At 41.5% G+C, this 22,128-nt stretch carries 24 protein-coding genes; 12 read left to right on the forward strand and 12 right to left on the reverse strand.

All coding sequences use genetic code 11. The annotated features are described in order from the left end of the window. The gene (locus C5471_RS03050; protein ID WP_133812770.1) at nt 1–549 is read left to right on the forward strand and encodes a metal-dependent hydrolase; all 549 of its coding nucleotides are present in this window, start codon (nt 1–3) and stop codon (nt 547–549) included. 207 nt (nt 550–756) lie between these two features. Continuing rightward, a complete protein-coding gene (locus C5471_RS03055) occupies nt 757–2,148 on the forward strand; it encodes an L-cystine transporter (protein ID WP_166295625.1) in 1,392 nt (463 codons plus the stop codon). Between the two features lie 72 nt (nt 2,149–2,220). On the opposite strand, the gene htpX is transcribed toward C5471_RS03055, so the two are convergent. The 4 genes from htpX to C5471_RS03075 form a co-directional block, all read right to left on the reverse strand. Next, nucleotides 2,221–3,108 (reverse strand): protease HtpX, encoded by an 888-nt coding sequence (gene htpX, locus C5471_RS03060; RefSeq protein WP_046975986.1) that lies wholly within the window; start codon nt 3,106–3,108, stop codon nt 2,221–2,223. A gap of 342 nt (nt 3,109–3,450) precedes the next feature. Next, a complete protein-coding gene (gene prc, locus C5471_RS03065) occupies nt 3,451–5,502 on the reverse strand; it encodes a carboxy terminal-processing peptidase (protein WP_133812768.1) in 2,052 nt (683 codons plus the stop codon). A 19-nt stretch (nt 5,503–5,521) separates the two neighbouring features. Then, nucleotides 5,522–6,223, reverse strand: a complete 702-nt coding sequence (gene proQ, locus C5471_RS03070; protein WP_133812767.1) for an RNA chaperone ProQ — start codon at nt 6,221–6,223, stop codon at nt 5,522–5,524. 94 nt (nt 6,224–6,317) lie between these two features. Then, on the reverse strand, nt 6,318–6,815 hold the full coding sequence (locus C5471_RS03075; RefSeq protein WP_133812766.1) for a GAF domain-containing protein: 498 nt from the start codon (nt 6,813–6,815) through the stop codon (nt 6,318–6,320). A gap of 664 nt (nt 6,816–7,479) precedes the next feature. On the opposite strand from C5471_RS03075, the gene C5471_RS03080 reads away from it, so the two are divergent. Continuing rightward, complete coding sequence (locus C5471_RS03080; protein ID WP_133812765.1) at nt 7,480–7,722, forward strand: DUF1480 family protein; 243 nt, start codon at nt 7,480–7,482, stop codon at nt 7,720–7,722. Between the two features lie 202 nt (nt 7,723–7,924). Here C5471_RS03080 and C5471_RS03085 read toward each other — a convergent pair whose 3' ends face one another. The 4 genes from C5471_RS03085 to ftnA form a co-directional block, all read right to left on the reverse strand. Then, nucleotides 7,925–8,266, reverse strand: a complete 342-nt coding sequence (locus C5471_RS03085) for a YebY family protein (RefSeq protein ID WP_133812764.1) — start codon at nt 8,264–8,266, stop codon at nt 7,925–7,927. Between the two features lie 163 nt (nt 8,267–8,429). Next, entirely contained in the window at nt 8,430–9,323 is an 894-nt protein-coding gene (copD, locus tag C5471_RS03090) for a copper homeostasis membrane protein CopD (protein ID WP_133812763.1), read from the reverse strand. Between the two features lie 2 nt (nt 9,324–9,325). Then, nucleotides 9,326–9,712, reverse strand: coding sequence for a CopC domain-containing protein YobA (yobA, locus tag C5471_RS03095; RefSeq protein ID WP_133812762.1), 387 nt, complete (start codon nt 9,710–9,712; stop codon nt 9,326–9,328). Between the two features lie 195 nt (nt 9,713–9,907). Then, a complete protein-coding gene (ftnA, locus tag C5471_RS03100; protein ID WP_133812761.1) occupies nt 9,908–10,411 on the reverse strand; it encodes a non-heme ferritin in 504 nt (167 codons plus the stop codon). Nucleotides 10,412–10,739: 328 nt separating this feature from the next. On the opposite strand from ftnA, the gene C5471_RS03105 reads away from it, so the two are divergent. After that, nucleotides 10,740–10,970, forward strand: a complete 231-nt coding sequence (locus C5471_RS03105) for a DNA polymerase III subunit theta (protein WP_133812760.1) — start codon at nt 10,740–10,742, stop codon at nt 10,968–10,970. Between the two features lie 49 nt (nt 10,971–11,019). Here the strand turns inward: C5471_RS03105 and pip are convergent, their stop codons facing one another. The 3 genes from pip to C5471_RS03120 all read right to left on the reverse strand — a co-directional run bounded on the left by pip (nt 11,020) and on the right by C5471_RS03120 (nt 12,708). After that, entirely contained in the window at nt 11,020–11,973 is a 954-nt protein-coding gene (gene pip, locus C5471_RS03110) for a prolyl aminopeptidase (RefSeq protein ID WP_133812759.1), read from the reverse strand. Nucleotides 11,974–12,046: 73 nt separating this feature from the next. Continuing rightward, nucleotides 12,047–12,421 carry a protein YebF gene (yebF, locus tag C5471_RS03115; protein WP_133812758.1) on the reverse strand — a complete coding sequence of 125 codons (375 nt, stop codon included), beginning with the start codon at nt 12,419–12,421 and terminating at the stop codon, nt 12,047–12,049. Between the two features lie 101 nt (nt 12,422–12,522). Then, a complete protein-coding gene (locus tag C5471_RS03120) occupies nt 12,523–12,708 on the reverse strand; it encodes a YoaH family protein (protein WP_021324233.1) in 186 nt (61 codons plus the stop codon). A gap of 142 nt (nt 12,709–12,850) precedes the next feature. On the opposite strand from C5471_RS03120, the gene pabB reads away from it, so the two are divergent. From pabB to mntP, 8 genes are all read left to right on the forward strand, one after another. Then, complete coding sequence (gene pabB / locus C5471_RS03125; protein ID WP_133812757.1) at nt 12,851–14,221, forward strand: aminodeoxychorismate synthase component 1; 1,371 nt, start codon at nt 12,851–12,853, stop codon at nt 14,219–14,221. Continuing rightward, nucleotides 14,218–14,781, forward strand: a complete 564-nt coding sequence (locus C5471_RS03130; protein ID WP_133812756.1) for a CoA pyrophosphatase — start codon at nt 14,218–14,220, stop codon at nt 14,779–14,781. Before pabB ends, C5471_RS03130 begins: the two co-directional genes overlap by 4 nt. A 170-nt stretch (nt 14,782–14,951) precedes the next feature. Then, a complete protein-coding gene (locus C5471_RS03135; protein WP_133812755.1) occupies nt 14,952–16,316 on the forward strand; it encodes an L-serine ammonia-lyase in 1,365 nt (454 codons plus the stop codon). A gap of 497 nt (nt 16,317–16,813) precedes the next feature. Further along, nucleotides 16,814–17,797, forward strand: a complete 984-nt coding sequence (manX, locus tag C5471_RS03140; RefSeq protein ID WP_133812754.1) for a PTS mannose transporter subunit IIAB — start codon at nt 16,814–16,816, stop codon at nt 17,795–17,797. A 58-nt stretch (nt 17,798–17,855) separates the two neighbouring features. Further along, on the forward strand, nt 17,856–18,656 hold the full coding sequence (locus C5471_RS03145; RefSeq protein WP_133812753.1) for a PTS mannose/fructose/sorbose transporter subunit IIC: 801 nt from the start codon (nt 17,856–17,858) through the stop codon (nt 18,654–18,656). Nucleotides 18,657–18,669: 13 nt separating this feature from the next. Beyond that, entirely contained in the window at nt 18,670–19,536 is an 867-nt protein-coding gene (locus tag C5471_RS03150; protein ID WP_133812752.1) for a PTS mannose transporter subunit IID, read from the forward strand. Between the two features lie 63 nt (nt 19,537–19,599). Next, nucleotides 19,600–20,058 (forward strand): DUF986 family protein, encoded by a 459-nt coding sequence (locus tag C5471_RS03155; protein WP_133812751.1) that lies wholly within the window; start codon nt 19,600–19,602, stop codon nt 20,056–20,058. A 365-nt stretch (nt 20,059–20,423) separates the two neighbouring features. After that, the gene (mntP, locus tag C5471_RS03160) at nt 20,424–21,005 is read left to right on the forward strand and encodes a manganese efflux pump MntP (protein WP_133812750.1); all 582 of its coding nucleotides are present in this window, start codon (nt 20,424–20,426) and stop codon (nt 21,003–21,005) included. A gap of 57 nt (nt 21,006–21,062) precedes the next feature. On the opposite strand, the gene rlmA is transcribed toward mntP, so the two are convergent. Beyond that, nucleotides 21,063–21,881, reverse strand: coding sequence for a 23S rRNA (guanine(745)-N(1))-methyltransferase (gene rlmA / locus C5471_RS03165; RefSeq protein WP_133812749.1), 819 nt, complete (start codon nt 21,879–21,881; stop codon nt 21,063–21,065). Nucleotides 21,882–22,128 lie beyond the last annotated feature (247 nt).

Genomic DNA, 22,128 nt, shown 5'->3' on the forward strand with positions numbered 1-22,128 from the left:
ATGACCGCAGAAGGGCATCTTTTATTTTCAGTTGCCAGTATTATTATGGCGCACAAACTTGAAATAACACCAGAAATAGCCAATGGTGACTGGTTGCATATGCTACCAGGCGTGCTGCTTACTGCATTGTTACCAGATATAGATCACCCAAATTCAACCTTGGGTAGATTATTCAGATTTATCTCAATTCCAATTGCCAAACTCTGTGGTCACAGAGGATTTACTCACAGTTTACTTGCTCTTGCATTAGGTATCGCTTTACTTTGGCTCAAAATACCAGAAGAGTGGCCTATACCAACCGATTTTTTCCATGCCATGATTATTGGTTATCTAAGTCATCTGGTAGCAGATATGCTGACTCCTGCTGGTGTGCCGTTATTATGGCCAATAAAGACACGTTTCCGCCTGCCTGTACTTGGCAAACAAGGAAACAAGAAAGCAGAAAGATTTATTTCTGCCTTGCTGATTGTCATTGCCGTTTTTCTGCCAAAACATATTGAATACTCTATACTTATTTACATAGATTACATCAAAAAACTGTATTTTTAATAACTTTTGAAAATATTTCAAGAGTTATAATCGCATAAAAATCAATCTTAATTGCCATGATGATTATATCAAATTCGATTTAATTATAAGGGCCAATAACCTTAGCTGGTACCATACTCTCAATTACTTGCTGTAGGGTATAAGTTTATAACTTAACTCGATTAATACAGCTTAACTCCCTCAATAATTAAAATCTGGAGTTTGTGGATGAACTTACCATTAATTCTAAATGTGCTCGTTTTCGCAGCACTGCTTTTACTATTGTCAAAAGCCAGCTCACACCAATGGAGTCTGTCAAAAAAGGTTCTTTTCGGCCTTGCCATTGGCGTTATTTTTGGTCTGGCGCTACAACTGACTTATGGAGCTGATAATACCATACTGAAAGAATCAATCTCATGGTTCAATATTGTAGGTAACGGCTATGTACAACTTCTGCAAATGGTGATTATGCCGCTGGTATTTGCGTCTATTCTAAGCGCTGTTGCCAGATTGCATAAAGCATCTTCTCTGGGAAAAATCAGTTTTCTGACCATTGGCAGCCTGCTGTTCACTACGATGATCGCAGCGCTGATCGGTATCATTATTACTAACCTATTCGGTCTGACGGCTGAAGGTCTGGTGCAGGGAACTCAAGAAACAGCACGTCTGTCGGCTATCGAAAATAACTACATCGGCAAAATCTCTGATTTGTCTGTGCCACAGTTAATTTTATCTTTTATTCCTAAAAACCCATTTGCCGATTTAGCCGGTGCTAATCCAACGTCTGTTATCAGCGTTGTTATTTTTGCAACCTTCCTGGGGGTTGCCGCACTGCAAATGCTGAAAGATGACCGCGAACGTGGTGAACGTGCATTAGCTGCTATCGATATTATGCAAGCATGGGCAATGAAACTGGTTCGCCTGGTTATGCGCCTGACGCCATATGGTGTTATGGCTCTAATGACCAAAGTCGTTGCCAACTCCAATATCCACGAAATTGTGAAACTGGGCAGCTTTGTTATCGCATCCTACGTCGCACTGACGTTAGTATTTGTTGCTCACGGGTTTCTGCTCTCCCTCACCGGTATCAATCCACTTAAATTTTTCAAAAAAATCTGGCCGGTATTGACCTTTGCATTCACTAGCCGTTCAAGTGCAGCCAGTATCCCACTGAACGTTGAAACCCAGACACTCCGTATCGGTGTACCGGAATCTATCGCCAGTTTCTCAGCATCTTTCGGCGCAACAATTGGTCAGAATGGTTGTGCCGGGATTTATCCGGCCATGTTGGCAGTCATGGTTGCGCCGACAGTAGGCATAAACCCATTTGATCCTGTATGGATTGCAACACTGGTTGGTATTGTGACTATCAGCTCCGCCGGTGTCGCTGGTGTGGGCGGCGGTGCCACATTTGCCGCACTGATTGTCTTACCCGCAATGGGATTACCTGTAACACTAATTGCCCTGCTGATTTCTGTTGAGCCTCTTATTGATATGGGCCGTACCGCGCTGAATGTGAGTGGTTCAATGACCGCCGGTACAATTACCAGCCAGTTAATGGGACAAACTGATAAAACTATCTTCAATCAGGAAGAAGAAATTGAATTAAACCAGCTATAATTTGAATTTCAAAAATCATAAAAAAAGCCGAAGAATACATCATTCTTTGGCTTTTTTATTTTATTCACAATATTATTTATTCAGGTATTGCCCACTACGCAGAGCTTCAATACGTTTGTCTAATGGTGGGTGAGACAGAAACAGCTCACTGAACGTCTTGGATTTACCATTAATACAGAATGCCATCATACTGCCTTCTTCCTGCGGTTCATAACTGGTTTTAAGACGCTGTAAAGCAGCAATCATCTTCTCACGGCCTACCAACTTAGCAGAACCTGCATCTGCATGGAATTCGCGGTAACGGGAGAACCACATGGTGATAATACTTGCCAGAATACCGAATACGATTTCCAGCACCATTGAAACAACCATGTAAACGATCGGGTTACCAGAAGAGTTACCCTCTTCTTCATTATTATTGCCAGACAGAAAACCTGATACAACCTGAGCCAACAGACGGGAAATAAAGATAACGAAAGTATTGACTATCCCTTGCAGCAAAGTCATCGTCACCATATCACCATTAGCGATATGGCTAATCTCATGGGCAATAACGGCTTCCGCTTCTGCCCTGCTCATATTATCCAACAGGCCAGTACTAACAGCGACCAGAGAAGCATTACGACGAGCGCCGGTAGCGAAGGCATTAATGTCAGGTGCAGCATAAATCGCAACCTGTGGCATCGTAATATTGACCTGCTCCGCCTGACGGCGAACAGTTTCAACTAACCAATGTTCGACTTCATTTGCTGGCTGTTCGATGACCTGACCACCAACAGAACGCAAGGCCATCCATTTGGACATCAGCAAGGAAATAAACGACCCACCGAAACCGAACAGGCCAGCCATAATCATTAAACCTTGTACGCTACTTCCCTGAATTCCTGTCAGAGAAAGTATTATCCCAAACACCAACATAACAGCGAGGTTAGTGAGGAGGAACAAAGCAATTCGCATCATAAAAACCGGCTTCCTTTATTAATAATCAATGCACTTTCAGAGTTAATCTATAAATAAGGCTGTTCTTGCTATATTCAAGGCTTTTAACTCCTCAAGCGATAAAATCAACACAACTTTACAAAATTATAAAAAAACCGGTATCAGCCTAACACCAATTGGTTAAGCAAAATACTCCGATACCCGGTAACAAAGAGAAAATGTGAAACAACTCATCCTCCTGAAAAGAGAAGACACCTCAAAAAGCACCGTTTATACAGAGATTAAAAACCCAATACAGCGTTCACTCAAAACATCTAAAGTGAACGGTATTGGACATCGTTAACGGGCTACTTAAAAATGACTCTACTTAGATTTAGCTAACATTTTCTCAGCAGGTTGATGAGCCAAATCAAGTGCAATTTTCACTGATTCATCAAGATAGGGATCCGGACCCTGATAATCTTTAGGTAAATCATCCAGTGAAGTTAACAGTTTTTTACCTTCGCGTTTAAAGCGATCATTAATCCGGTTCAGCTTTAAAGCATCATCTTCCTTATTTTCTTTCTCTCTTTGTGCATAGTTAAGAGAAACCATATTTTTATGCTTTTTCATTGCCTTATAGTGCGCAATGTCCTCATTGATATATTTGAACTCTGGATCATCCGCGATGCGGGCACTATGAGCCACATTCAACGGAGGAACTAACCCGGCAATAACTTTAGATCCAGTATAACGGGCAGGAGGAACGCTATCCCAAGGCAAAGCATTATCTTCAAAACTTTCCCCTGTTTCTGCCGGATCAATCCCCGTTGGCATCACAATATCAGGTGTAACACCTTTACGTTGGGTGCTACCGCCATTCACACGATAGAATTTCTGAATTGTATATTGAACAGAACCCAGTGACGGCCAATCAGGGCGCATCATTTGATCGTAAATACGACTCAAAGAACGATATTGCTGAACCGTACCTTTACCAAACGTTGGCTCACCAACAATCAGCGCCCGCCCATAATCCTGCATTGCCGCAGCAAAAATCTCAGAAGCAGAAGCACTAAACCGGTCTACCAAGACAACCAAAGGCCCTTTATAGTACACCACCTCATCAGTATCAGAATCTTGACGGATTTTCCCATTATTATCCCTGACTTGCACAACCGGGCCACTTGGGAGAAACAGGCCAGACAAAGAAACCGCTTCTGTCAGTGCACCACCGCCATTACCACGCAGATCAATGACAATAGCACTGACATGCTGTTTAGTCAGTTTTTGCAATTGAGTTTTAACATTATCAGTCAAGCCAACGTAAAAACCTGGGATATCAAGAACGCCCACTTTTTCCTTACCCATTGTCTTGACTGACATCTTCACTGCCCGATCTTCCAGACGGATCTGTTCACGAGTCAACGTGATAGTACGTGGTTTTGCCCCTTTGGTATCAGAAATAACCTCAAGCCGTACTTTACTGCCTTTAGGGCCTTTAATCAGTGCAACCACATCATCCAAACGCCAGCCAATGATATCCACCATGGACTTCCCTGACTGAGCGACACCGATAATTTTATCACCCACGTTTAACGCTTTACTTTTGGCGGCGGGTCCACCGGCAACCATCGAATTTATGACGGTATAATCATCATCTATCTGTAAAACAGCACCAATTCCTTCCAGGGAAAGACTCATCTCTGAGTTAAACTGTTCAGTATTGCGTGGTGAAAGATAATTGGTATGAGGATCGATTTCACGAGCAAACGCCGCCATAATCAATTGGAAAACATCTTCACTCTGACTTTGTGTCAGGCGTTTTAACGCAGACTGATAGCGCTTGGTCAGCACTTGTTTAATTTCTTCATCGTCTTTACCGGTGAGTTTGAGATTGAGCCAATCATATTTGACTTTAGTATCCCAAAGTTTATTTAACTCTTCGATATTCTGCGGCCAAGGCGCTTTGGAACGATCAACATCCATTGTATCGTTACCATCAAAATTCATTAGCTGTTCAAGACGAGATAACGCGTACTGATATCGCTCAAAGCGACGTTTTTGCAACAAATTAAACAGATCATACGGGATTTCCAGATTCCCGTTTTCCAATTCCTTGCCTAACAATTTTTTCCTATCAGCATATTGAGCTATATCTGACGCCAGTAATACGTTATGGCTGTAATCCAGTATATTAAGGTAGCGGTCAAATATTTTTGCTGAAAAATCACCATTTAAATTAAATTGACGATAATGAGAGCGAATGAAGCGGGATGTTACCCGCTCGCTCACTGTTGAATGCTGAGGCTCTTGCTTCAATACAGGCAGTTGTTCAATACCAACAGGAACAGCCGTTGGACTGTTTGTATCTGCATAACAAGTACCAAAAATTGAAACGCCTAAGACAAAAGCCAGTCTGACGAATATGTTCATGCCCTGGTTGGCCTCCGTATCAGAACTGTAAATGTTCTGCGCGTACAATCATCGCTAAACCGGAAGGCAATTGTACCCGTACACCGTCTTTGGCGATTTCAAGCACAGAAGCATCCATCGAGCTTTTACCCACTCTTACTTTAATTTCCTGACCAATTTTCAGCGATGAAACATCAGCGATCTGAGTCGGTGCAGGTTGAGCAGGTTGAGCCGCCGGTTTCCGTGCTTGCTGAGGGCGATTTTGTTGGCGTGGTTGCCGTTTTTCCCCTTCAGTTTTATTGGCACGACGACGAGGCGCTGGCTTTTTGGTGACAGGCCGTTCATTTTTTTCACCGGCCTCAGCATTTTCAGCTTCACGTTTTTTAGCTCTTTGCTCTGCACGCTGTGCCTGAACCCGTGCTTTGGCTTCAGTCAGTTGCTGGAGAGCGTGTTCAATGTGTTCCGCCTCCAGTTCACCGCATGAATGACCATCAAGGTCAACACGCTGCGCACCCTCTTTAACACCATACAGGTAACGCCAACTTGATGTGTACAGACGCAAAGCAGAGCGCAATTGTGTTTTACTTAAACACTCTTCGTCCTGGATACGTTCAACGATATCCTGAAAAATACCGATCTTTAAAGGACGAGCTTCACCTTCAGCTACGAAACAGAGCGGGAAACGCTCGGCTAAAAAAGCAATAATTTCTTTACTACTATTCAACTTAGGTTGATTTTCCATGAAATTTCCTGATTACAACGGTTTTGCCAACCAGCATAGGCATGAACTGGCGTCATTATAATAGCGTTGCTGATAAATGCACGTTATCCATATGTTAAGTTACGTTCAATTCAACATATTTCGGCACAACGCACTGTTCTAAATGAGCACAAAGCCCATCAATAAGGGCTTGTAAGCCAAATTCGTCTTTTTCGTCGAATCTATTAAAAATCGTACTATCAATATCCAACACACCAATGATTCTATCGTTTACAATCAATGGCAACACAATTTCAGCGTTACTGGCAGCATCACAAGCAATATGACCGGGGAATGCATGAACATCATCAACACGCTGAATACGCTTTTCTGATACAGCAGTTCCACATACCCCCTTGCCAACCGGTATTCTCACACAGGCGACTTTTCCCTGAAAGGGTCCCAGAACCAACGTATCACCATCAATCAGGTAAAAACCGACCCAGTTAACGTCATGCAAGCGTTCATACAACAATGCACTGGCATTAGCGAACGTCGCTATTAAGTCAAACTCACCAGACAACAGAGCTTTTAAGTCCGCTGCAAGCTCCCGATAGAACTCATTTTTATTCATATTGACCTATCCGATGAAATTTACAAAACGCATCTCTATTTTTTATATCAAAAAAATATCAGATGCCCATAACAATAAGGTTAACAGCCTGTCACACTGACGTAAATTTTTTACTGTCTTTAATAAGATATTCTTTATTATATTTATTGAACATGGGTAAAGGCTAGTGAGATATCACACCTCTTACCAAAACATTAAAAAGTGTAGCCAGTATGAATATGATTCACTGTAAGCACCTCAATGCCCTCACGCAATAAAAATCAGACTGAATTATTCCGCAATTATAAAGATCAATTATCTGATAACCGTACCAATCATTAGTTTCTTTCATTTTAGAGTTAACGCTTCATGAAGTAAAAAAACAAAACATTCAAACAATTTATCCGTAGAATTATTGCACTACCCCTTTATCGTTAACACTTTCAGCGCCCATGACCACACCAAATAAATATTTCCTACTGAATGTGGAAAAGGTCAAAGAATAGCGAAGACGAAAGAAGCAATATGACGAGAGTAAGTTTTAGAACAGATAATTATAACAGCAATATCATCTACCGATAATACAGCATGGAAAATATTATTACTGGCAATCTCAGTCATTTGATCTATTCTCAAATGATGGCCTTACTGGTCGTACCTGTTAACTAAAAGCTAAGGAACCATCATGAATCAGACAAAGTTAAGAATTTCCAGCTACGAAATCGATGATGCTATTCTGTCTTCACCTACCGAAGAAAACGACACGACCATTAGCATCCCTTGTAATTCTGACCACGAGCTTTGTATGCAGCTGGATGGGTGGGATGAACATACCAGTATTCCCGCCTTACTAAACGATAAGCACATTCTGCTATACAGGCAACATTATGACAGACAAAAACATGCATGGGTTATGAGGGTGGTCTGATGTCTGAAAAATTTTTGACAAAAAAAGGCCGAGTTGACTCCTCTACTCGGCCTAGGGAAAATGGCTCTTAAAGAGCCGTGCGCTAAAAGTGTCATTGAGACGTAAACAACTTACAGTTTAAAGCGTAGCTGACATACGGCATTTTACCAACTTTTTGGGCAATAAATAGCCAAACATCATGCTACCGCTTAACTCAATGGCATTATTTTTTATCACACAATGCTAAAGCTGCTTGCTGGAATGGCTCTATACTCATTTTTTGAGCCGGATTTTTGCGATCATTCAATAGAATAATATCCAAAGACTTCGCATTCACTTTCCCTACCCTCATCATCTCTGTGGCTATATCATTCAATGGGTATTGCACTAACGTACTTGGATTAATCACAAACAGAGCCTGATTTGCTCTGCAATCCAACATCACTTCTTCCCGTGTAAATGCCCATTTATCACCAAACTGTAGCTTACTCACCGTTTCAATAGGTGCAGCAATACTTTGAAAAGAGAGAGAAAACAAGGGAAGTAATAAAAATAAACGTTTCATAATAGTTACCAATGTAGATATAAGAACAAGAAAAGCAGATTCATTCTTACGCACTACCTGTACACTCCGACTTCTGCACGGCGTCCGTATTCACTCTATATTCTATTATCAGACACAGACCGCCCCAATAACCCCTACTGAAACAGGGGATGAATCAAGAAAATCAAACCGGCTGGTAAGTAGCGAAAACAGCAACACAGAATAAAGCCAGCGCTCCAAGCATAATTTCAACCCAACTATTGATAACTAACAATTGATAGCGGCCAGGTTGCCTCAATTTAGGAACCAGAATATAGCGATTAATTAGTGCAAGTACCACCATACCCGCCACCAGTGCTATCTTTAGCCATAGCATTAATTGATATTCACTGCCACTATATTCCGGCCAATCGGGGAGCAAAATCAAGCTACTGATGATACCTGTAGCAATAATAAGAATTACTGCAATATGACCATACGCGGAAAAACGCATCATAGAGATCATGATCTGTTTATCCAGCCCTACAGCCAATTTACTTTGTATACGCCAAAATTGCAGGCACAACAAAAATGGCCATAATCCACCAAACCAATATCCAACACTCAATAAGTGAATTACCTGATTAATCTGGTGAAAAACACCGGTCATCCCATTATGTATTACCGAATGGCCGATAAGAGCATGACAAGACAGTAAAATGGCAGAGATAATGAGCATAGTAACATTTCTGGTTTTTGGGTTATTGATAAACAATAACCCTGTAGCAACTATTGAAGCCAGTATTTGCCATTGCCAAACTTTGCCAAAAGTTGTTCCCAATACTGCCAGCCAGATTTCCAGATTATAAGTATCTTGCCAACCATCCCCCATTATCCCCGCTTGCATCGCCAACCAGCCAATGGCCGTTATGAGAGCCACAATCGTGCTGATAATTACCCCCAAACGGAGACGGGTATCAATCAGAATAGATAAACGATTGGGAACCAGCATGGCTGTAAATATGCTGAAGCCAAACATCAGCATGACTGCCACGAAATGAGAGAAGCGACAAAGAATATACAGCGTGACCAGAGACATAATTACTTAACTGTAAAGCTATAGACGCCTTTAGTCTTATGCCCATCAACAGAGACTACGCTCCAATCAACATCATATTTACCCGCCACCAGCTTATCTTCGACAGGAAGAATAAGTTTTGTATTGGTTGCCGGATCAAGCTTCAATTTACCCGTTTTTATAGGTTTATTTTCCGGGCCAGTCACTTTTACTTTACTGAAATTCAGCTCAATACCTTCTGAAAAACGCAAAGTAATTACCTGTGGTGTATTTTCTACTGTCGTATCTTCGGCTGGAATTTGTTCTGTTAAATGCGCATGGGCTAAAGCTTGCTGGCAAGACATGCCGACAAAAAGAACCACCAAAGCAGATAACTTTCGGCAAAAAGAGTGAATTTTGCTGATAGCCATAAATGACCTCTTAATTTTCAGATGAATTTCTATAAATTGATATCATCTTATATCAAAAGGATTATTTTATCCGCGATAACTTACAATGAGAATTTCGTCTTGTGAACTATCGCGCAAAAATAAAGGAAAACCGCAGTATTAGCCTTAAACATCTAAAGCTATTGTCAGCGACTGCGGCTAATCCATCCCATTCGATCAAACAGGATTTGCAGCAGCCAGAGCTTTTAGATCTTTATCCAGGAAGAAGAGCGCCTTACCATCCTCGCCAACCATATCCAGTTTATCAAGGATAGATTTGAACAACTTCTCTTCTTCGTGCTGTTCTGCTACATACCATTGCAGAAAGTTAAAAGTAGAATAATCCTGCGTAGTTATCGCCAAATGGGCAAGTCTATTAATTTCAGCAGTAATGAACTTCTCATGCTCATAAGTTTTCTTAAGTACATGAGATATGGATTCATAATCAGCAGAAGGCGCATCAATCTGTCCCAAACGTGGCATCGCACCAGTATCACTCAGATAATCAAATAAGCGATGCATATGCTGCATTTCTTCCTGAGCGTGTGATTTAAAAAACGCGGCGGCACCCGCTAACCCTTTATCACCGCACCATGCACTCATTTGCAGATATAAATTCGCAGAATAGAACTCCAAATTCATCTGCTCATTTAATTTATTAACTACTTCTTGATTTAACATAATAGGCACTCCAGTTATTAATTTACCTGTATTATGCCAACTATATTAAAATAATAAAACCCAATAAGCAAAAATAAATAAAATATACGTATGACATTGAAATAAAAATATATTTTTAAAAAACACAAATAGAAATGAATCTCATTTAATATGTTTAAATGGAAATGAATTTTATTTACAAAATAACACTCGCTAAGAAATTTTTATATTTAATGATAATGAATATTATTTATATTTATAAAATAATCAATTCAGCCCTTGCCAGAAAAGCGAGTCTGGATTAACTTTATCGCTTTATGAATTTGAGTTTCAATTCAGCGAGACACTTATGGGACATAATCTGGCCGGCCTTTCTACTGAGAACATGGATAAAGTCAATGTTGATTTGGCGGCATCGGGTGTAGCTTTTAAAGAACGTTACAATATGCTGGTACTTCCTGACACCGTCGAACAGGAACAACCCACACACCTTAGGGAATATTTTCAACAACGTTTGGTGCATTATCGCCAGTTATCCAAACAATTTTCCCGTTTACCTTACGAGCCAAAAAGCCGCTGATCATCTAATGAGAATGGGCAACCACCGGAGAACCGGTGGTTATATCAAATTATTGCTCTGCAAACTTATCCGTTGCATTAATCAGATGATGTAAAATACCCGGTTCGTCAAATGAGTGTCCTGCGCCCTCAATGATGTGTAATTCTGCTTCCGGCCATGCTTGAGCCAAATCCCAGGCATTTTGCAACCGGCAAGCCATATCATATCGGCCATGAATGATGACTGCCGGAATATTCCTTATAACGTCAATGTTATTCAACAATTGTTGATCGTCATTCATAAAACCCTCATTGATAAAATAGTGGTTCTCAATTCGGGCAAACGCCAAGGCAAACTCATCTTCTGCGAAAGATTCCACGCTCTCTGAAGGAAGCAATGTTACCGTCTCTCCTTCCCACAAACTCCAGAGGCGAGCGGCTTCTAATTGAACCTGACGATCATCACTAGTCAGCCGCTTATTATATGCACCGATAATATCCTTTCGCTCTTCCTCCGACAAAATAGATATCGTTCGTTGCCATTTGTCGGGAAAAAAATTAGAAGCGCCATCCTGATAATACCAGTGCAACTCCTGCGGCCTCAGCAAAAAAATCCCCCGAAGAATTAATTCAGAAACTCGTTGAGGGTGAGTCTGAGCGTAAACTAAAGATAAAGTGGAACCCCATGAACCACCAAATACCAGCCACTTTTCCACCCCCATTAATTGACGCAAGCACTCAATGTCTTCAACTAAATGCCAGGTAGTATTATTTTCCAGACTGGCATGAGGTTTTGAACGCCCACAGCCACGCTGATCAAATAACATGACATGATATTTTTTAAGGTCAAATAGCCGACGATGATAACAGGCAATACCACCGCCCGGTCCACCATGAATAAATACGGCAGGCTTACCGTTAGGATTACCACATAATTCCCAATAGATTTGATGACCATCACCTGTGTCCAAATAACCAGAACGGTAAGCTTCACAAGCAGGATATAATTTTTTTAATTCTGACATAACATTTCCTTTACTGGCTAACACCAAATCGGGTGTCCATCTAATGACGGGTAGAGATAACTATCAGAAAATGTTATTTCAATTCACTATAGCTAATCGTATTTTGCTGACAATCAACAACAACACGGTAATCTTTGTCACGCTTAGAACCACGAACAGTAAGGGGAACTTTTAATATATCTTTATCACCAGTGATATTTTCTGCATTTATCCACGCCACAGGTGTCGATGTCCCCAACTGCTTTTTATCTTCTGACCAACGGTTGATACGGTTTTGCAGAAAATCACGTTTTACCTGAGCGGCAATTTGCGACTTGGTTAAATTATCGCAAGAGACAAACTTATCAACACGTTTGCCCTCTGACACAGCAGATGCTGCGAATGAGACAGTGAACAAAAGTGCAGCGCCTGATAGGACAACTCTCTTAATGATGTGACATGCTTTCATACTACCTCCTGTTAATATCTCAAACTAAGAGATTAAATATGGAACTAACCTAACATGCCAAGTGAAATAAATGTATGATTATTGTTAAATAAATAATTTAATTATGTTGATTTTTCATCATCAAACATCACATTAACCTGCTCTTTTGTGCGATGCTGTTCGCGAATCTCTTGAGCAACCAACCCAATGGCTTCCCCACTACTCATTCCCTCAGCCATTAGTTGCTGAATTTTCTCCACTGCCAGTTGCTGTTCCTGATGAGATAAGGTTGGCATACTTGAAAACATGATAATAACCTCTGAATAAACTGATCGACGCCGAAGAGTATAGCGATTTTTATCTCAGGTAAGGAGTGGATTTCTATGTTAATCTCTAGAGATGAAAATCAATGCCAACTCTCGCGTTACAACTGTTAAAACCAACACCATAATGAGCACTTCACTGCAAAAACGACAATTACCTTATCAATCAGACGCTGCCATCAACTATTTCGCGCCGATTTCAAGCCAGCCTTGGGCAATGCTGCTTCATTCGGGTTCTGCGAACCATCCCCATAACCGGTTTGATATTCTGGTCGCAGAACCACTGATAACCCTTCTCAGTCATGAGCAATCAACCGCAATAAATGAACGTGGTGATACTTATATTACTGAGGAAGATCCCTTTTATCTGTTAAAAAAACAGCTGGAGAAATTAAATATCACAGCAAATTTTGATCCTGATTTGCCATTTCAGGGGGGAGCACTGGGTCTATGGGGATATGATCTTGGGCGTTGTATCGAAAAATTACCGTCACAAGCCAAAAATGAGTTGTCATTTCCAGATATGGCAATAGGCATTTATGACTGGGCGCTGATTGTTGATCATCATAAAAAACAGGTGACTTTATTCAGTTACAGTGATGCGGATGCACGCCTAAACTGGCTTATATCCCACCAAACTTCGCCAAAAACGGCTTTTACACTGACCAGCGAGTGGCGGTCAAATATGAGTGCAGAGCAATATCATAAAAAAATTAACTGTATTCATGACTATCTATTAGACGGCGATTGTTATCAAGTCAATTTGGCACAGCGATTTTGCGCTGATTACCGGGGAGATGAATGGCAAGCATTCATAAAACTGAATAAGAGCAATTGCGCGCCTTTTTCTGCCTTTATTCGTTTACCGGAAAACAGTGTTATCAGTGTCTCTCCTGAACGTTTCCTGCTCCTGGAAAATAATCAAATCCAGACTCGTCCAATTAAAGGAACATTACCGCGCTTAAATGACGCAAAAAAGGATGCATTACAAGCTGAAAAACTGGCGGCATCAAAAAAAGACCGGGCCGAAAACCTGATGATCGTCGATTTATTACGTAATGATATTGGCCGGGTAGCCACACCGGGCTCAGTTAAAGTTCCTGAATTATTTGTCGTTGAACAATTCCCTGCCGTTCACCATCTGGTCAGCACAATTACCGCAGCATTACCAAATGAACAGTATGCTACAGACTTACTGCGCGCCTGTTTTCCTGGAGGTTCTATCACTGGTGCTCCTAAAATCAGAGCAATGGAAATAATAGAAGAGCTTGAGCCCCATCGACGGCATGGATATTGTGGTTCAATTGGCTACATTAGCTTTTGTGGCACGATGGACAGTAATATCACCATTCGCACCCTCTTGACCGAAAAAGAAAAAATATATTGCTGGGCAGGTGGCGGAATTATTGCCGACAGCATTGCTGAAAAAGAGTATCAGGAAACATTTGATAAGTTGAATCGTATTTTGCCGCAACTGGGGAAAATAAAATCGATATGATGCCACTCTCTGATTTCATTAACAGATTTCAGTTACAACTGCCATCATCCCCTAAACGGCTTGCAAATAACACCCGCCATGCTGCGGTGTTATTGCCGATCATCTGCAAGCCGAAACCAACACTATTACTGACCCAGCGCTCCACCACATTACGCTCACACGCCGGCCAAGTGGCCTTTCCCGGTGGAGTTGCTGATCCCAAAGACAAATCAATCATCGCTACAGCACTGCGGGAAGCAGAAGAAGAAGTCAACATACCCCATCAGAAAGTTCAAGTTTTGGGGCAACTCATGCCCTTGGACAGCATTAGCGGTTATCTGGTAACCCCCATTGTCGGGTTATTACCCCCGGAATTGTCTTTCCACAGCAACCCAACAGAAGTTTCCAGTATCTTCGAAGTCCCTTTAGCTGAAGCGCTTTCACTTTCAAATTATCATTATCTTGATGTTAACCGCCGTGGTCAGCAACATCGCATCTATTTTTACTGGTATCAGAAACGACTCATCTGGGGCCTGACAGCCGCTATCATTCACCAATTAGCTCAACAGGTTCAAGTTTGATCCAAATCATGAGAAATCATCAACCTGTGTTTTTTCTATCCATTTTTGTCACGGTTGCTATCATATTTCAAAAAAAACTGTAAACTGCCTTATCAACATGACTAAATCACAGTAAAGTAGCGTCCCCCAACATATATAACTATATCTCTATCTTTTTTAAGGAGTCTGGCGTGATTAGCGTTTTCGACATGTTTAAGGTCGGTATTGGCCCATCTAGTTCTCATACGGTTGGCCCGATGAAAGCCGGCAAACAGTTTGTCGACGATCTGGTAAACCAGGGCTTAATGCCTTCTATCACGCGTGTAGCCGTCGATGTTTACGGCTCACTCTCATTAACCGGCAAAGGTCATCATACGGATATCGCCATTATCATGGGTCTGGCAGGTAATTTGCCAGCTACCGTTGATATTGATTCAATCCCCGGTTTTATTCGTGATGTAGAGCAAACTCAGCGTATTAAGCTGGCCAATGGCTTACATGAAGTCGATTTCCCCCATGATAGCGGCATGGTTTTCCGTAGTGATAACCTGTCATTACATGAAAACGGTATGCAAATTCATGCATTCGCGGGAGACAAAAAAGTTTATAGCAAAACCTACTACTCAATTGGTGGTGGTTTTATTGTTGATGAAGAACATTTTGGTAAACCCTCTCAGGATATCAAACCTGTTTCATATCCATTCAATTCAGCAAAAGAACTGCTGATGAATTGTAATAAAACCGGGCTATCTATCTCCGGTTTAATGATGAAAAACGAACTGGACCTCCACAGTAAAGAAGAAATTAACGCTTATTTTGCTGATGTCTGGGATACCATGCAGGCTTGTATTGAACGTGGTTTGAACACCGAAGGCGTTTTGCCTGGCCCATTGCGTGTGCCACGCCGTGCAGCGGCATTACATCGTATGCTGACCTCATCAAACAACCTGTCTAACGATCCAATGAATGTCGTGGATCTGGTGAACATGTTCGCCCTGGCAGTCAATGAAGAAAATGCCGCAGGTGGGCGTGTTGTTACCGCACCAACTAATGGCGCTTGTGGCATTGTTCCTGCCGTACTCGCTTATTACAACCATTGCATTGAGCCTGTGACACCAGAGCTGTATATCCGCTATTTCCTGGCATCTGGCGCTATCGGCATTCTGTATAAAATGAATGCCTCTATTTCTGGAGCTGAAGTGGGTTGTCAAGGGGAAGTTGGTGTTGCCTGTTCAATGGCCGCAGCCGGCCTTGCGGAACTGCTAGGTGGTAGTGCTGAACAGGTCTGTATTGCCGCTGAAATCGGCATGGAACATAACCTCGGCCTTACCTGTGACCCAGTTGCAGGCCAGGTACAAGTGCCTTGTATTGAACGCAATGCAATTGCTTCAGTAAAAGCCATCAACTCTAGCCGCATGGCTTTGCGCCGTACCAGTGAACCACGGGTTTCTCTCGATAAAGTCATTGAAACCATGTACGAAACAGGCAAAGACATGAATGCTAAATATCGTGAAACATCCCGTGGCGGTCTGGCGATTAAAGTTCAGTGTGATTAATCAAATAAATAACCTGTTTTTTGATCAGTAACGTCTTCTGCAATCAAAATATCCCTATGTGGTAGTAGGGATATTTTTTAGTAAAACCCCTCAATGATCACTTTTCGATCGGAAAAGATGAATATATTTTTAATTTTGAATGAATAAGATGTTACCGGAAACAGAATAAATAACTAAAAATAAGTAAATTACAGATAATTATAGATTGATTTTTCAATATTCAGCTTATTAAATTGTTTTGTGGTTAACATTTTCATCTATTTCATTTTTTCTGACTGACAGCAATTTTCCTCAGGTATTTCTGATGTTACTCTAGCAGCCTATTTTTTCAGTCAATAAGAGATAAAGTCTAAATCAAGTCAAATATTCAGGTATCACATTGATAAAAGGTTGTTATTCGTACAAACATGCTTTTTATTGGAGGAATGATTCATCAAAATAATTGGAGTAACTTTGTAATAATCCTACGTTTATATTGTTAACAGAGGGGAAAACAGGTGAGTATAGCCATTATGATTGGCACACATGGAGCTGCGGCTGAACAACTGCTTCGTACCGCAGAGATGTTAATTGGGGAACAGGAAAATGTTTCCTATATTGACTTCGTTCCTGGTGAAAATGCCGATACTTTATTTGAAAAATACAGCAATAAACTTGCAACACTTAACACAAAGCAAGGTGTACTGTTCCTTGTTGATACATGGGGAGGAAGTCCATTCAATGCAGCGAATCGTATCGCTGTAGATAAAGAGAATTATGAGATCATCACCGGGGTTAACGTTCCGATGTTGGTTGAAACCTTTATGTGCCGGGATGATGGCCCATCGTTGACAGAACTGGTTTCTGTTGCCCTTGAAACAGGGAAAGAAGGCATTCGGGCCCTGAAAACGGAAGAGCCTCAAAAAGCCGAACCCGCCAAACCGGTAACGCCTGCTGCTGTTCCTTCATCTACCCCATCAGCGGGTGGTCATATGAAAATAGCCCTGGCCCGGATTGATGACCGTCTTATTCATGGTCAGGTCGCGACTCGTTGGACAAAAGAGACCAATGTGAAACGGATCATTGTCGTCAGTGATGAAGTTGCTGCCGATACGGTCCGCGCCACCTTGCTAAAACAAGTTGCTCCGCCGGGGCTCAGTGCTCACGTTGTTGACGTTGCCAAATGTGTTCGTGTTTATAACAACCCTAAATACGCTAATGAGCGTGTTATGTTGCTATTTACAAATCCAGCAGATGTTTTACGTCTGGTCGAAGATGGTGTTGATATCACATCTGTAAACATCGGTGGAATGGCATTCCGTCAAGGAAAAACGCAAGTTAACAACGCAATATCCGTTGATGAAACCGATATTGTGGCCTTCAAAAAACTGGATGAACGTGGCATTGAGCTTGAAGCCCGCAAAGTTGCCAGTGACAGCCGTCTGCAAATGATGGATCTGCTCCAGAAGGTTAAAAACGAAAAACAAACCAGAGCAATTTAACTATTACTCAATGACAAAAATTTCTTACCGAATTTAATTTGGTTATAGGAGACAAACAATGGAAATTACCGTTGTTCAAATTGCATTGATATTCATCGTAGCTTGTATAGTCGGAATGGATTCCATTCTTGATGAATTTCAATTCCATCGCCCACTCGTGGCCTGTACTTTAATTGGGATCATCCTTGGTGATATGACAACCGGTATCATTATCGGCGGTACATTGGAAATGATCGCGCTTGGCTGGATGAATATCGGAGCTGCAATTGCCCCGGATGCGGCTTTAGCATCAATTATCTCAACTATCCTGGTCATTGCCGGTGGTCGTGATATTGGTGAAGGTATCGCCTTGGCTATTCCTCTGGCAGCCGCAGGACAAGTACTGACCATCATTGTACGTACTATCACTGTTGCCTTCCAACATGCCGCTGACAACGCAGCAGAACGTGGTAACCTTCGTGCAATCAGCTTTATCCATTTATCCGCATTACTGCTCCAGGCTATGCGTATCGCCATCCCTGCCCTGATTGTCGCCTTATCTGTTGGTACCAATGAAGTCCAGCAATTACTCGCGTCTATCCCTAAAGTCGTCACAGATGGCCTGAACATCGCGGGAGGCATGATCGTGGTTGTAGGTTACGCCATGGTCATCAATATGATGCGTGCTGGCTACCTGATGCCATTCTTCTACCTCGGCTTTGTCACTGCGGCATTCACTGAATTCAACCTAGTTGCATTAGGTATTATTGGTATCGTTATGGCCGTGCTGTACATCCAGTTAAGCCCCAAATATAACAAATCTCAGGTAGTTGCGGCCCCTGGACAAGCCAATAACCACCTTGATAACGAATTAGATTAAGAGGATGAGCAACATGTTAGATACAACAAAAACGGCTGCTCAGACAGCAGGCCAGAAAAAACTGACGCCAAGTGACATCCGCGGTGTATTTCTCCGTTCTAATGTGTTCCAGGGTTCATGGAACTTTGAACGTATGCAGGCTCTGGGTTTCTGTTTCGCTATGGTTCCAACGCTTCGCCGCCTGTATCCGGAAAATACCGATGAGCGTAAACAAGCCATTAAACGCCACCTGGAATTCTTTAACACTCACCCTTACGTCGTCGCACCTGTTCTGGGTGTCACGATGGCAATGGAAGAACAGCGCGCTAACGGTGCCCCGATTGATGATGGTGCCATCAACGGCATCAAAGTTGGTTTGATGGGGCCATTAGCGGGTGTTGGCGACCCGATTTTCTGGGGCACAGTCCGCCCGGTATTCGCTGCGCTGGGGGCAGGTCTTGCCATGAGTGGCAGCTGGCTTGGGCCTGTGCTGTTCTTCTTCTTGTTCAACCTGGTACGCCTGTTGGTTCTCTATTCAGGTATCTCTTATGGCTATAAGAAAGGGATTGATATCGTTCAGGATATGGGTGGCGGTTTCCTGCAAAAAATGACGGAAGGGGCGTCAATTCTTGGCCTGTTTGTCATGGGAGCATTAGTTAATAAATGGACGAAAGTTAATATCCCGCTGGTGGTATCGGAAATTCCTAACCCACAAACCGGTGAAAAGACCATAACCACGGTTCAGAACATCCTCGATCAGTTGATGCCTGGCCTGGTCCCACTTTTGCTGACATTTGCTTGTATGTGGCTGTTACGGCATAAAGTGAATGCCTTGTGGATTATTATTGGCTTCTTCATTCTGGGGATTATTGGTGCCAGATTTGGTTTCCTCGGTCTATAGTTAATCATTCGGGGAGGGAAAATTCCTCCCCGCATTTTTTTACAGCAACACAGGGATTAAAGAATGAGCCTTAATGATATGGTATTAGTTGGTTTAATCGTATTAATGCTGGCTTTCGCTGTCTATGATGAATTTGTGGTTAATCTGCTGAAAGGGAAAACTGATTTACAAATAAAGCTAAAAAGAAAGCACAAAATTGATGCTCTCATCTTTATTATCCTGATACTTATTGTTGTTTATAATAACATCACTGCTTATGGCAGCCGTTTAACCACATATTTATTGTTATTTACTATCTTGGTGACTATTTATATTGCTTATATACGCTCACCTAAATTGTCATTTAAAAATAACGGTTTTTTCTATGCAAACACATTTATTTCCTATGATCGGATAAAAACCATAAATTTATCTGAGGATGGCATCTTGCTTATTGGCTTGGAAAATAAGAAATTATATCTCTCAGTAAGCCAACTTGATGATTTAGAAAAGATTTATAAATTTCTTATCGAAAGAAAATAGATAAACATTAATAATATATAAAAAAATAATAAACAGTCAGCCTAGTGCTGACTTTTATTTTTACCTCATTTTTACTCCCCAATAGATAATGATAACTATTATCGGCATCACACCTCAATCCTAAAAACAATATTATTTTCCCTTTTTGAATTATTATGCTATCTTTTAAAAAGTCATGGGGAGTAGCCTGTTTCAGAGAAATAGCTTAGTCAATTTTTCTGAAAAGCTCGTATCAACACGCTCGTTTGAAAGTAAAACGTGGTGCGGGCAGCCTTATTTCGGTTGGCAAGACCATAGCATATAACACCATCATTGGTTGGGGATGGATTATATGTATATGGAAACGCCCAACCGAGGTTATTTTAATGAATATATACGCAACCCTTATCTTAGCTTTAGCACTTTCAATGGATGCCTTTGCTGCGGCAATTTGTAAAGGGGCCACACTACATAAACCCCATTTTCGTGAAGCAATCCGTACTGGTTTGATATTTGGTTTGGCAGAAGCCAGTACCCCACTGATTGGCTGGTCTATAGGGCTTTATACCAGCCAATATATTATGGAGTGGGATCACTGGATCGCTTTTACTCTGTTATTTATTCTGGGCGGTAGAATGATGACAGAGAGTTTTAAAGTGAATCAGGAAAAGAAATGCGAATCGCCCTGTCGCCACAACTCAATGGTACTAATAACAACAGCCATTGCTACCAGCCTGGATGCAATGGCAATCGGTATCGGGCTCGCTTTTCTCCAGGTCAATATCGTACATACTGCTATAGCTATCGGTATGATGACAATGATTATGGCAACATTGGGGATGTTAATTGGCCGCTATATTGGTCCACTGCTGGGCAAACGTGCTGAGTTTATTGGTGGGATGATTCTGATTGCGATTGGTTTCAATATTTTATTTGAGCATCTCGAATTATTTATGTACGCGAAATAACTTCTTCAGCCCAAAATATTAACCTTTCAAGAATTGTATTTTGGGCTGAAATTCTGATTACCTAATGCGTTGATAAACCCGCAATATAAAATCAGCTTCGCATTCAAACAACGCCTTATCTGCCAGTTCTTTTTTTACCTCTTCCGTTGCCCGCCAGGCAAATGGCGTCATCTGTAATAAATGACACGCTTGTATTCCATCTAATTTCATTGGATAAGATAATGACTCATCTGTTATCAATTCAAACCCTGCCAATTGTTCTGCCTTCAATGGATGAAGATGAACATTTTGATAAATCAACGCTTTAATCTGATAAAGATGGCGAGGGCCAGGAGCAACTGTCAGAATAATTCCTTGTGGCTTAATTACCCTTGCCAACTCTTCTGCTTTGCAAGGTGCATAAATTCGTAACACCCCAGCAAGAGACTCATCAGCAAATGGCAAACGATGGCTTGACGCAACACAAAAGCGGACAGAAGGATAGCGTTTAGCACCATAACGCACTGCGATCTTGGCGACATCTAACCCATAGATCTTAAGATTACGCCCCTTGCTTAACTGCTCTTCAACCGCAGCGGTGTAATAACCTTCACCGCATCCTATATCCAGCAAACTATCTGCATTTTCTGGCAAATACTTTTCCAGCAGTTCTGAAACCCGTTGTTGTAATGGCTGATAATATCCTGAATCCAAAAATGCCCTTCTTGACTGCATCATCTCCGGGCTGTCTCCGGGCTCTTTGGACCTTTTATACTGAACGGGCATCAAATTGACATACCCTTCTTTAGCACAATCAAACTGATGATTATTTTCACAGCGCCATTGCTGCCGGGTTAGCAATAAAGGTTGATGACATAAGGGGCATTGATAAGACATATGATTCCCAAAAAATAAGTAAAAACCAGCGGGTACTATAGCATATTCTGATACTTTTCATCGTAAATCATACTACTTAATAGCTTTATATAAGCGATTAATCATTATTTTAAATGAAATCACATTCCACTATTTTCAGAATTATCTTTGAGCCAGCTCGCAATATTTTTGTGGAATAAATATATTTATCAGGTATTATTTCACAATCAAAAACAAAGAAAACATCAAGTATTAATAAGCTATTTAA

This window comes from Photorhabdus tasmaniensis, assembly GCF_011189505.1.
GTDB lineage: Bacteria > Pseudomonadota > Gammaproteobacteria > Enterobacterales > Enterobacteriaceae > Photorhabdus > Photorhabdus tasmaniensis.